The organism is Saccharothrix sp. CCNWYY140 (genome assembly GCF_037401995.1).
GTDB lineage: Bacteria > Actinomycetota > Actinomycetes > Mycobacteriales > Pseudonocardiaceae > Actinosynnema.
This window is the reverse complement of the sequence record NZ_JBBEGC010000017.1, coordinates 15,786-28,935: the sequence shown is the minus strand read 5'-3', so window position 1 is coordinate 28,935 and position 13,150 is coordinate 15,786. Positions and strand designations below refer to the sequence as shown.

At 72.3% G+C, this 13,150-nt stretch carries 3 protein-coding genes and 1 pseudogene; 3 read left to right on the top strand and 1 reads right to left on the bottom strand.

Annotated features, from left to right (window positions below):
- Window positions 1-33 precede the first annotated feature (33 nt).
- The 3 genes and pseudogenes from WBN91_RS11760 to WBN91_RS11750 all read left to right on the top strand — a co-directional run.
- A pseudogene (locus WBN91_RS11760) lies at window positions 34-9,147 on the top strand (SDR family NAD(P)-dependent oxidoreductase); the annotation flags it as partial.
- Between the two features lie 25 nt (window positions 9,148-9,172).
- Complete coding sequence (locus WBN91_RS11755) at window positions 9,173-10,372, top strand: alpha-hydroxy acid oxidase (protein WP_337726131.1); 1,200 nt, start codon at window positions 9,173-9,175, stop codon at window positions 10,370-10,372.
- A gap of 32 nt (window positions 10,373-10,404) precedes the next feature.
- Complete coding sequence (locus tag WBN91_RS11750) at window positions 10,405-11,283, top strand: hypothetical protein (RefSeq protein WP_337726130.1); 879 nt, start codon at window positions 10,405-10,407, stop codon at window positions 11,281-11,283.
- 633 nt (window positions 11,284-11,916) lie between these two features.
- Here the strand turns inward: WBN91_RS11750 and WBN91_RS11745 are convergent.
- Window positions 11,917-13,140 (bottom strand): cytochrome P450 family protein, encoded by a 1,224-nt coding sequence (locus WBN91_RS11745; protein WP_337728526.1) that lies wholly within the window; start codon window positions 13,138-13,140, stop codon window positions 11,917-11,919.
- Between the last annotated feature and the right edge of the window lie 10 nt (window positions 13,141-13,150).

The window sequence follows — 13,150 nt, the reverse complement described above, 5'->3', positions numbered from 1 at the left end:
AGAAGGTCGCGCTGAGGAGGGCAACTGATGGCCAACGAAGAGCAGCTTGTCGAGTACCTCCGACGCGTGACGGCAGACCTCCACCAGACCAAGCAGAAGCTGAAGGAGGCCACCGAGCGGGAGCCGATCGCCGTCGTCGGCATCGGCTGCCGCTTCCCGGGCGGCGTGCGCTCGGCCGAGCAGCTGTGGGAGGTGGTGCGGTCCGGCGCGGACTGCACCACCGACTTCCCCACCGACCGCGGCTGGGACCTCGACGCCCTGTTCGACCCGGACAACCCCAGCGGCACCAGTTACGTGCGGCGGGGCGGGTTCATCCCCGAGGCCACCGGGTTCGACGCCGGCTTCTTCGGCATCTCGCCCCGCGAGGCCCTGGCGATGGACCCGCAGCAGCGCATGATGCTGGAGGCGTCCTGGGAGGCGTTCGAGCACGCCGGGATCGACCCCGATTCGTTGCGCGGCAGCAAGACCGGTGTGTTCGTGGGCGCGAACAGCGCCGAGTACCTGACCGCCATGCAGCGCAACATGGACGCGTTGATCGGCTACACCATGACCGGTGTGGCGGGCAGTGTCGTGTCCGGGCGTGTGTCCTACACCCTGGGCCTGGAGGGTCCGGCGGTCACCGTGGACACCGCTTGCTCCTCCTCGCTCGTGGCCGTGCACGTGGCCGCGCACGCCCTGCGCAACGGTGACTGCACGCTCGCGCTGGCGGGCGGGGTGTGCGTGATCTCCACGCCGGGCACGTTCGTCGAGTTCTCCAGCCAGCGCGGGCTCGCGCCGGACGGCCGGGTGAAGGCGTTCGCCTCCGCCGCCGACGGCACCGCGTTCGGCGAGGGCGTCGGCGTGCTGGTGCTGGAGAAGCTCTCCGACGCCCGCCGCAACGGCCACCACGTGCTGGCGATCGTGCGGGGTTCAGCGGTCAACCAGGACGGCGCGTCCAACGGCCTGACCGCGCCCAACGGGCCGTCGCAGCAGCGGGTCATCCGCGCTGCCCTGGCCAACGCGGGCTTGCAACCGTCCGATGTGGACGCCGTTGAGGCGCACGGCACCGGCACGACCCTGGGTGACCCGGTCGAGGCGCAGGCGTTGCTGGCCACCTATGGCAAGGACCGGGACCGGCCGCTGTGGCTGGGCTCGGTCAAGTCCAACCTGGGCCACACCCAGGCCGCCGCCGGTGTCGCGGGCGTGATCAAGATGATCATGGCGATGCGCAACGGCGAACTGCCGCCCACCCTGGGCGTCGACACGCCGTCCCACCACGTCGACTGGGGCGACGGCGCGGTCCAGCTGGTCACCGAGCCCGTCGAGTGGGCGCCGGGCGACAAGCCGCGCCGCGCGGGCGTGTCCTCGTTCGGCATCTCGGGCACCAACGCCCACGTCGTGATCGAGGAAGCCCCGGCCGCGGAGACCCCTGAAAACCTGCCGGTGAACGGCCCCACCCTCTGGGTGCTGTCCGCCAAGACCGAAGCCGCCCTGCGCGACCAGGCCGCCCGGCTGCGCGAGCACGCCGAAGGCCTGGACACGCACGGCATCGCGCACGCCCTGGCCACCACCCGCGCCCGCTTCGAGCACCGCGCGGTGCTGGTCGGCGAACGGGACGAGCTGGACGCCGCGCTGGCCGCGCTGGCCGATGGCGGCGTCGCCCCGAACCTGGTCACCGGCACCGCCGAGGTCGGCGACCGGACCGCGTTCCTGTTCCCCGGCCAGGGCTCGCAGTGGCTGGGCATGGCCGCCGAACTGCTGGAGACCTCGCCGGTCTTCGCCGCCCGCATGGCCGAGTGCGCGGCGGCCGTCGACCGGCACACCGACTGGTCCCTGCTCGACGTGCTGCGCGGCGTGCCCGGCGCGGCCTCGCTGGACCGCGTGGACGTCGTCCAGCCCGCCCTGTTCGCCATGATGGTGTCGCTGGCCGCCCTGTGGCGCTCGCACGGCGTGGAGCCGGCGGCTGTCGTCGGCCACTCGCAGGGCGAGATCGCCGCCGCGTGCGTCGCCGGGGCGCTGTCCCTGGAGGACGCCGCGCTGGTCGTGACCTTGCGCAGCCAGGCCATCGCCGTGGACCTCGCCGGGCGCGGCGGCATGGTGTCGGTGTCCGCGTCGATCGCCGAGGTCGCCAAGCGCCTGCCCGAGGGCGTGTCCGTGGCCGCCGTCAATGGTCCCTCCACGGTCGTGGTGTCCGGTGACAACGACGGCTTGGACCGGCTGCTGGCCGAGTGCGAGCGCGACGGCGTGCGGGCGCGGCGCATCGACGTGGACTACGCCTCGCACTCCGCGCACGTCGAGTCCATGCGCGACGAGCTGCTCCGCGTGCTGGCGCCGATCAAGCCGCGCACGTCGGAGATCCCCTTCTACTCGACGGTGGTCGGCGAGCCGATCGACACGGCCGAGCTGACCGCCGAGTACTGGTACCGCAACCTGCGCCAGACCGTCGAGTTCGAGGACACCGTGCGCGGCCTGGTCGCGGCGGGCGTGGACTCGTTCATCGAGGTCAGCCCGCACCCCGTGCTGGTGCCCGCGGTCGGCGACCTGCTCGCCGACGGCGGCTCGGCGGTGGGCACCCTGCGCCGCGACGACGGTGGTGTGCGGCGGTTCCTGCTGTCCCTGGCCCAGGCACACACCCGCGGGGTCGCGCCGGACTTCTCGACCCTGGTCACCGGCCGGCCGGTCGCGCTGCCGACCTACGCGTTCCAGCACCAGGCCTACTGGCCCAAGGAGGTCGGCGCGCCCGCCGACGCCGCCGGCCTGGGCCTGGGGTCCACCGGGCACCCGCTGCTCGGGGCGACCGTGGCCCTGGCCGGCGCGGACGGCGTGCTGCTCACCGGGCGGCTGTCGGTGTCCGCGCACCCGTGGCTGGCCGACCACCGCGTGGCGGGCCGGATCTTCCTGCCGGGCACGGCGTTCGTCGAGCTGGCCGTGCGCGCCGGCGACGAGGTCGGGGCCACGGCGGTGGAGGAACTGACCCTCGAAGCGCCGCTCATCGTGCCCGAGAAGGGTGCCGTGCAGGTCCAGCTCCGGGTTGGCGAGCCGGACGCGGCGGGCGTGCGGCGGCTGACCGTCCACTCGCGACTCGACGACGACAGCGCGTGGGTTCGGCACGCCACCGGCACGCTGACCAGCGGTGCCGTCGACGTCGTGGCCTCGGACGAGGCGTGGCCGCCGGCGGGTGCGGAGGCCGTGGAGATCGGCGAGCTGTACGACCGGTTCGCGGCGCTGGGCATCACCTACGGTCCGGCCTTCCACGGGCTGCGGGCGGTGTGGCGGCGCGGGGACGAGGTGTTCGCCGAGGTCGCCGCGCCCGACCAGGCCGACGTGGCCGGGTTCGGGCTGCACCCCGCGGTGCTGGACGCGGCGCTGCACCCGTTGGCGCTGGGCGTGTTCACCTCCGAGGGCGAAGGCCCGTGGCTGCCGTTCGCGTGGCACGGCGTGACCCTGCACGCGACCGGCGCGTCCGCCCTGCGGGTGGCGCTGCGGGCGGCCGGGGCGAACGCGGTCGCGGTGTCCGTGGCCGACCACACCGGTGCCCCCGTCGTGTCCGTCGAGGCGCTGGCCGTGCGGCCGTTGCCCGCGAACGCCTTGGCCGAGCTGGGCAACCCGCGCCACGAGGCCCTGCACGTCCTCGACTGGGCACCCGTTCCGGTCCCGGACGGCGAGGTGTCCCTGGTCGAAGTCGAGAGCCTCGACGCGGTCACCGAGGTCCCCGACTTCGTGGTGCTGCGCGTCTCGGCGGAGGGTCCCCTGGTCGAGGCCACTCATGAGGCCGTCAACCGGGTCCTCGAAGCCGCGCAGACCTGGCTCGCCGACGAACGCTTCGACAACTCGCGCCTGGTGGTGCTCACCCCGGACGCGACCAACCCGGCCCTCGCCGCCGTGTGGGGCCTGATCCGTTCCGCCCAGTCGGAGAACCCCGGCCGGTTCGTGCTGGTGGAGGCCACCGACACGACGAACCTCGGCCCCGCCCTGCGGACCGGCGAACCCCAGATCGCGCTGCGCGGCGACCAGGTCCTCGCCCCCCGCCTGTCCAAGGTCTCCGGCGAGCCCGGCTCTCTCAAGCTGCACGGGACCGTGCTGATCACGGGTGCCTCGGGCGTGCTCGGCGGACTGGTCGCGCGGCACCTGGCGACCCACCACGACGTCGACCACCTCGTCCTGGCCGGTCGGCGCGGCCTCACCGACGAGCTGGCCCGGTTGCGCGACGAGCTGGACGTCCGGGTCACGGTCGCCGCCTGCGACGCCGCCGACCGCGACGCCCTCGCCGCGCTGATCGCCGAGCACCCGCCCACGGCGGTCGTGCACACGGCGGGCGTGCTGGACGACGGCATCCTGTCCTCGCTCACCCCCGAGCGGGTCGCGACCACCCTGCGGCCGAAGGTCGACGCGGTGGTCAACCTGCACGAGCTCGCCGGTGACGTCGAGGCGTTCGTCCTGTTCTCCTCGGCGGCGGGCGTGTTCGGCGGCCCCGGCCAGGCGAACTACGCCGCCGCAAACGCTTTCGTCGACGCCTTCGCCGCCCACCGCCGGGCGCAGGGCAAGCCGGCCGTCGCCCTGGCGTGGGGCATGTGGGAGCTGCGCACCGGCCTGACCGGCGCGCTGGACGACGCCGACCTGGCCCGCATGCGCCGCTCCGGCGTCCGCCCGCTGTCCACCGAGGACGGCCTGGAGCTGTTCGACCAGGCCCTGGCCGCGCCAGAAGCCGCGCTGGTGCCGGTCCGGCTCGACTTGGCAGCCCTTCGCGAGCAGGGCGCGGCGCTGCCGTCGGTGCTGCGCGGTCTGGTCCGCGTCCCGCACCGCCGCCAGGTCGAGGCCGGCGCCGCCGCCGCGTCCGACCTGGTCTCCCGGCTGGCCGGCCGGGGCGTCGAGGAGCGGCGCAAGGAGCTGCTGGACCTCGTCCGCACGCAGGTCGCGGTCGTGCTCGGGCACAGCGACGGCGGCGCGGTCGGCGCGGCGAAGGCGTTCAAGGAACTGGGCTTCGACTCGCTGACCGCCGTCGAGTTCCGCAACCGCCTCAACGCCGCGGTCGGCCTGCGGCTGCCCGCGACCCTGATCTTCGACTACCCCAACCCGACCGCGCTCGCCGAGCACCTCGACGCCGAGCTGTTCGACGGCGCGGTGAAGGCCGTGGTCACCGTGTCGAGGGCGACCGACGAGCCCATCGCGATCGTCGGCATGGGCTGCCGGTTCCCCGGCGGCGTCACCTCGCCCGAGCAGCTGTGGGACCTGGTCTCCTCCGGCGTCGACACCGTGTCCGGCTTCCCGACCGACCGCGGCTGGGACCTGGACAACCTGGTCGACCCCGACCCCGACAAGCCCGGCCGCACCTACTGCGGCGAGGGCGCGTTCCTCTACGACGCGGCCTGGTTCGACGCCGGCTTCTTCGGCATCTCCCGCCGCGAGGCGCTCGCGATGGACCCGCAGCAGCGGCTGTTCCTGGAGACGTCGTGGGAGGCCGTGGAACGGGCGGGCATCGACCCGACGACCCTGCGCGGCAGCCGGACCGGCGTGTTCGCGGGCCTGATGTACCACGACTACACCGCTCACCTCCAGCACCTGCCCGACGAGCTGGACGGGTTCATCGGCACCGGCATCGCGGGCGGGGTCGTGTCCGGGCGGGTGTCCTACGTGCTCGGCCTGGAAGGCCCGGCCGTCACCGTGGACACCGCGTGCTCGTCCTCGCTGGTCACCATGCACCTCGCCGCCCAGGCCCTGCGCAACGGCGAGTGCACGCTCGCGCTGGCCGGCGGCGTGACCGTGCTGGCCACGCCCAACGCGTTCATCGACTTCAGCCGCCAGCGGGCGCTCGCGCCGGACGGCCGCTGCAAGTCCTTCGCGGCGGCGGCCGACGGCACCGGGTGGGGCGAGGGCGTCGGCGTCCTGGTCCTGGAACGGCTGTCCGACGCGCGCCGCAACGGCCACCCGGTGCTGGCGGTCGTGCGCGGCACGGCGGTCAACCAGGACGGCGCGTCCAACGGCATGACCGCGCCCAACGGGCCGTCCCAGCAGCGCCTGATCCACCAGGCGCTCGCGGACGCCGGCCTGCGACCGTCCGAAGTGGACGCCGTCGAGGCGCACGGCACCGGCACCACCCTGGGCGACCCGATCGAGGCGCAGTCGCTGCTGGCCACCTACGGTCGGGACCGCGGCGAGCACCCGCTGTGGTTGGGCTCGATCAAGTCCAACATCGGGCACACCCAGGCCGCCGCCGGCGTGGCGGGCGTGATCAAGGTGGTCGAGGCCATCCGCCACGGCGTCCTGCCCGCGACCCTGCACGTGGACGAGCCGTCACCGCACGTGGACTGGGAGGGCGGCGCGGTCCGGCTGCTCACGGAGTCCGTGCCGTGGCCGGAGACCGGCCGTCCGCGCCGGGCCGGGGTGTCGTCGTTCGGCATCTCCGGCACCAACGCGCACGCGATCATCGAGCAGGCCCCCGACACCATCGCGCCGGTGTCCTCCGCCGACCTCCCCGTGGTCCCCCTGGTGGTCTCCGGCCGTGACCGGGACGCCTTGCGCGCCCAGGCCGCGCGCCTGGCCAACCACCTCTCCGACGACCCGGCCGACCTCGGCTTCTCCCTGTCCACCACCCGGACGGCGTTCCGGCACCGCGCGGCCGTCGTCGGCACCCCGGACGAGTTGCGCGACCGCCTGGCCGCGCTGTCCCGGGGCGAGGTCGTGCCCGGCGTGGTGGAGGGCGTGGCGGAGGACGCCGGCACCGCCTTCCTGTTCACCGGCCAGGGCGCGCAACGCCTAGGCATGGGCACCGACCTGCGGGTCTTCCCGGCGTTCGCACGGGCTTTCGACGCGGTGTGCGCGGAACTCGACCAGCACCTCGACCGGCCCCTGCACGAGGTCCTGGACACCGAGGAGCTGCACCAGACCGGCTACACCCAGCCCGCCCTGTTCGCCTTCGAGGTGGCCCTGTTCCGCCTGCTGGAGTCCTGGGGCGTCCGCCCGGACTTCGTCGCCGGCCACTCCATCGGCGAACTGGCGGCGGCCCACGTCGCCGGCGTCTTCTCCCTACCGGACGCCGCCCGCCTGGTCACCGCCCGAGGCCGCCTGATGCAGGCCCTGCCGACCGGCGGCGCGATGGTCGCCGTCCAAGCGACCGAAGCCGAAGTCACCCCGCTCCTGACCGACGGTGTCGCCATCGCGGCCATCAACGGCCCGTCCTCGCTGGTCGTCTCCGGCGACGAAGCGGCAACCCTCGCGGTGGCGGCGGAACTGGCGTCCCAGGGCCGCAAGACCAAGCGCCTCACCGTCTCCCACGCGTTCCACTCGCCGCTGATGGAGCCGATGCTGGCCGACTTCCGGGCGGTCGCGGAGACCATCACCTACCGGGAACCCACTCTGGGCATCCTCTCCGACACCACCGACTCCGAGTACTGGGTACGGCAGGTCCGGGAGCCCGTGCGGTTCGCCGAGGCCGTGCAGGAACTGGCCCGCCGGGGCGTGAAGACGTTCCTCGAAATCGGTCCCGATGCCGTGCTCACCGCGATGGGCCAGGAGAGCGTCGCCGACGCGACCTTCGTGCCCGCGCTGCGCAAGGACCGCACCGGTCCGGCCGTGCTGACCGAGGCCGTGGCCCGCCTGCACAGCCGGGGTGTGACCGTGGACTGGGCGGCGTTCTTCGCCGGCGCCCGCCGCGTCGACCTGCCGACCTACGCGTTCCAGCGCACCCGGCTGTGGCCGGACGCGCCCGCCCAGGCCGCAGCCCCGACCGACGACTTCTGGGCCGCCGTGGACCGGGCCGACCTGGGCGCGCTGCTCGGCCTGGACGACTCGGCGTCGCTCAAGGACGTGGTCGCCGCCCTGGCGGCCTACCGCCGTGGCCCCGAGCCCGGTCACCAGGTGCGGTGGCGTCCGGTGTCCGGTCTGCCGACCGCGTCCCTGCACGGGATCTGGCTGGTCCCGGCCGACGCCGAGCCCATCGGTGAGGCCCTGGCCCGCGCCGGCGCGGACGTCCGGCGCTACTCCGACCCGACCGCCGAAGCCCTGCTCGCCCTGGCCCCGGACCGGATCGTCTCCGGTGTCCTGGCGACGACCGGGCACCCGGCCGCGTTGCTCGCCGAACTCGACCAGGCCCGCCTGGACGCCCCAGTCTGGTACCTGACCCGCGGCGCGGTCGCCGTCACGCCCACCGACCGGGTCGCCGACCTGACCGGTGCCGCCGTGTGGGGTGGCGCCCGCCGGGCGGCCGTCGAGAGCCCCCGGGCCTGGGGCGGCGTGGTGGACCTGCCCGACGCGCTGGACGACCGCTCGCTGACCGCCCTGACCGCCGTGCTCACCAAGGGCGCGGGGGAGGACCAGGTGGCCGTGCGCTCGGCCGGGGTGTTCGCCCGCCGACTGCTCACCGCGCCCGCCCTGGACGCGTGGACGCCGACCGGCCCGGTGGCCGTGCACGGCGGCCCGCTGGCCGACCGGATCGCCGCGCTGCTGGACGAGGCCGGCGTCAAGGTCACCACGGGCGCGGCCGAAACCCTGGTCGTCACCAGCGACGCCGACGACCCGATCGCCACCGCCCAGGTGTCCGACGCGGCCAACCTCATCCTGGTGTCCACAGTGGACGAGCTGTTCGGCCTGGGTGGCTCGCCGGAGACGGCCGCCACCTTCGACGCCCTGGCCCACCAGCGTGAAGGCGCGGTGTCGGTCACGGTCGACGCCACCGCGCGGACGTTCCTGGTCGCCATCGCGGACGGCCGGGTCGCCGGGGTCCCGGACTGGGCGGACTTCGTGCCCGGCCACACCGAGTTCCGGCCCAGCCCGCTGCTGCGGGAGCTGCCGGACGCCGTGCGGCACGCGGCCGAGGCGGACGACGGCGGGGGAGCCGACGTCGACAGCCCTGCCGCGCTGCGCCGCCTGCTCGACGGCGCCGACGAGGAGCAGGCCCGGTCCGTGCTCTCCCACGTCGTGCGGACGCAGACCGCGTTCACGCTCGGTCTGCCGTCGGCCGCCAAGGTCGACGACCACGAGGAGTTCCTGGAGATCGGGTTCTCCTCGCTCACCGCGGTCGAACTGCGCCGCCGCCTCGAAGCCCTCACCGGCCTCGAACTGTCGGCCGCGCTGGTCTACGACTGCCCGACACCAGCCGAGGTCGTGGAGCACCTGCTGGGGGACCGCGCACTCGTCGCGGAGCTGTCCACCCGCGACCGGCAAGCCGCCTGACCGCCCCAGGAAGGATCGATCCCCCATGACCAAGTCCGCCCAGCTCCGCACCCTGCTCAAGCCGCCGAAGATGGCGTGGAACCCCACCGACCGCAAGCTGCTGCGCGCGGCCGGCATCGAGGACCTGCGCAAACTCGCCCAGAAGCGCGTGCCGCGGATGGTCTTCGACTACACCGACGGCGCGGCGGACAGCGAACGCAGCCTCAGCCGGGCCCGGCAGACGTTCGCGGACGTCGAGTTCCGGCCCTCCGTGCTGCGGGACGTGTCCGAGATCGACACCACCCGGACCGTCCTGGGCAAGGAGCAGAAGCTGCCGTTCTGCCTGGCTCCCGTGGGGTTCACCCGGGTCATGCACCCGGAGGGCGAGTCGGCGGTCGCGTCGGTGGCGGCGCAGTTCGGCATCCCCTACTCGGTGTCCACCCTCGCCACCACGTCCCTCGCCGACATCGCCGCCGCCGCGCCCGGTGGCAGGCACTGGTTCCAGCTGTACTTCGCCGAGGACCGGGCGATGGTCAAGGAGCTGCTCGGGCTGGCGGAGGAGGCGGGCTTCGACACGATCCTGCTGACCCTGGACACGCCGATCTCCGTGCCCAGACGCAGGGACATCCGCAACGGCCTCACCATCCCGCCGTCGATGAGCATCGGCACGTTCGCCGAGGCGTGGCTGCACCCGGGCTGGTGGCTCAGCCAGATCCGCGGCGGCGCACCGTCCCCGAAGGTGTTGGCGGCGACCGGCGGCGGTTCGGCGTCCGACCTGATCAAGAAGGTCTTCAACCCGAAGCTGTCCGTCGAGGACCTGGAGTGGCTGCGCGGCGCCTGGTCGGGAAAGCTCGTGGCCAAGGGCGTGCAGAGCGTCGCCGACGCCCGCCGCGTGGCCGACGCCGGCGTGGACGCGGTCTGGCTGTCCACCCACGGCGGCCGAAAGCTCGATCGCGCCCCGGTGCCGGTCGAACTCGTCCCCGACGTGGTGGACGCGGTCGGCGAGCGCATCGAAGTGCTTGTGGACACCGGCATCACCTCGGGCGCGGACATCGTCGCCGCGATCGCCCTGGGCGCCACGGCGGCCTGCGTGGGCCGCTGCTACCAGTACGGCCTCATGGCCGGCGGCAGGCGCGGGGTCGTGAAGGCGATGGAAATCCTGACCCGCGAGATCGAGGTCACCATGAAGCTCCTCGGCGTGACCAGCGTGGACCAATTAGACCGCTCGCACGTCAGGTTCCGCTGACGTAGTCGGTCCTCTCACGGAGGTGTGTTGCTTTGGCGGAGATGATCGGGAACGGCTTGTGCCACTCGTTCAGCGGTGACGGCAGACTCGACATCCTCGCGCGCAGCGAGAGCACCGGAGACCTGTACCTGGTGCCGCACAGCGGGGAGCTGCGCGGCACCAGGACCTACGGCGACCCGGTGAAGATCGCGGAGAACTTCCACCACCTCCGCAACCACTACATGGTCCGCACCATCGACATAGACGGCAGCGGCCGAGCCCACGTACTGGCCCTGAGCACCCTGAAGTACAACCCGTCCGAGGGCGTCTTCCTCTACCCGAACAAGGGCCTCAACGGCCTGTCGACCTTGGGCGCCCCCATCAAGATCTCAGGCCGCCGAGCAGACCGCCGCTGGGAAACGATGTCCATCGGCAACCTGGGCCAAGGCCCGGACGTGATGTTCGGCCGAGAACAAGACAAGGGCGGCGTCCACGCCTTCTTCAGCCAGGGCGAGGTAGTAGAAAGCGAAACCTACGACCGAACCCCCCACCCGATGGTGGAGGTAGCCGTAGACGACTTCCCCTGGACCTTCGCCGACATCACCCGCACAGGCCGCCCAGACCTGCTGGTCATCCGAGCCAACGGCAACCTGGACGCCTACGAGTTCGGCAAGGGCGACCTCCACAACGGCGAAGCCTTCGAAAGCGAAGGCACCTGGCACACCATCCGCCAGAACTGGACCGCCAAGATCTTCGCGGTGACGGACGTAGACCTGGACGGCAACCCAGACCTACTGGCCCTGACCGACGACGGCACCCTCCTGGCCTACCTGCACAGCGGCAAGTTCGACCCGGACAACCCGGAAGCCACCTACGCAGCAGAGCCGGAGATCGTCGCCACAGGCTGGTCCGACTTCAACTCCATCAGCTAGCCCCCAAGCCCCCCAGCACAACGCGCCCAACGCCCGCAGGGCGCCCGAAGTAGCTCGCGCAGCAGACCTCCCAACTTGGGCTTCTTCCGTCATCCCCGTATGGCCTGCCCGAAGGGCTACCACAGATTTCCCCGGGTGCAGCCGAAAGTTTTTGCGAGGAACGAGCAAAAAGTTTTAGCGGCACCCGGGGAAATCTGTGGTTGGCTCCGCCAGGCCATACGGGGATGACGGAAGAAGCCCCCGCCCTTTCTTTTCCGTCCATCCTTGGCGGCCTGCCCGCCGGCGAGGCTCTTTTCACGCTCTTCAAGATCTTTGAACGCAACGCTTCGCTCTCAAGCCGAACGCGCTTCGCGCTCTCAAAACAAAAGCGGCGCTCGCCGCGCGGCAGGCCCCCGGGGAGGGAAGTGCGTCGGTTTCTTCCCCCGTCCGACCTGCCAGAGGCAACCACGCTTGGCCCGTTTCCGCAACCGGAAAAGCTGGTTGCGGAAACGGGCCAAGCGTGGTTGGGCTTCGCCCAGGCCGGACGGGGAAAGAAACCGAGGCCCTTCCCGTGGTCGCTAGCCGCTTCGGCTCGCGCCTTCGGCGCGTAGCGCCCATCGCACGGTCGTTTGTGTTGAAGCGTGTGGCCGTGGATCAGCCGGCCCGTTTACCCAGGCGCACCGGAAGCGAGCGCATCACCCGCACGAAGTACGAAGGCGCCCACACCAACTCCTCCTCCGGCACCGCCAACTCCAAGTCCGGATACCGCGTGAACAAGTGCTCCACCGCCACCTGGATCTCCGTCCGAGCCAACTCCGACCCAGGACAGAAGTGCGGCCCCCGCCCGAACGCCAGGTGGTGGTTGTCCTCCCGCTGAAAGTCCATCACATCCGGCTCGTCGAACCGCCGAGGGTCCCGCCCCGCCGCCGCGATCGCCAGGATCACCGTGTCCCCCTTGGCAATCGGCGTCCCCGCGATCTCCATGTCCTCCGCCGCGAACCTCCGGAACCCGGTGTGCACCGACCCGTCCCGCCGAGCCAGTTCCTCCACCGCCCTCGGGATCAACGACGGGTCGGTGCGCAGCTCCGCGACCTTGTCCGGCCTCTTCAACAACGACAGCACCGCATTAGCTATGCCGGCGACCGTCGTGTGGAAGCCGCCCAGGAGCATGAGCAGGGCCAGGCCGACCATCTCGTCGTGGCTGAGGTTGGTGCCGCCCTCGTCGGGCATGGTGGCCCAGCGGGAGATCAGGTCTTGGCCTGGGTTTTCGCGTTTGGTTGCTACCACGCCGTTGATCCACTTGTACAGCTCGGCGAAGGCTGCCGCGCTGCGTTGGGGGTGTTCGGTGAACAACTCCTTGCTCCACGCGCGGAACGAGTCGTGGTGTTCTTCCGGGACGCCCATGACGTGGCACACCGCCAGGATGGGCAGGGGCACGATCAGTTCGTCCATCAGGTCCAGGGTGTCGTCGGCGCGGACGGCGTCGACCATTTCCGACATCCAGCGTTCGATGAGGGGGCGCATGGCCTCGATGCGGTCCCGGCGGAAGGCCAGGTTGATGAACCTGCGCAGCCTGGTGTGTTCCGGCGGGTCGGCCAGGACCAGGTTCGCCGCCGGGATGCGTTCGACGATCAGCTGTTCGCGGTAGTCCGGGCCGGCCGCCTCCGGGGCGCGGACCAGGCGCGGGTCGCGCAGGGCCTCGGCCACCTCGTCGTAGCGGGTGATGTACCAGGCGGGCACGCCGTTGATGAGGCTCACCCGGTGGACCGGACCTTCTTCGAGCATCCGGTCGAACAGGGTGTGGGGGTCGCGGAGGTAGCTCTCGTCGAACGGCATTTCGAGCTCGGGGCGCTCGGGGTGCACGGGGCAGGTGGCCACGGGGCGGCTC

Bases quoted from the DNA above. Each gene is read 5' to 3' on its own strand.
- WBN91_RS11755 (WP_337726131.1), top strand. From the start codon at position 9,173: ATGACCAAGTCCGCCCAGCTCCGCACCCTGCTCAAGCCGCCGAAGATG.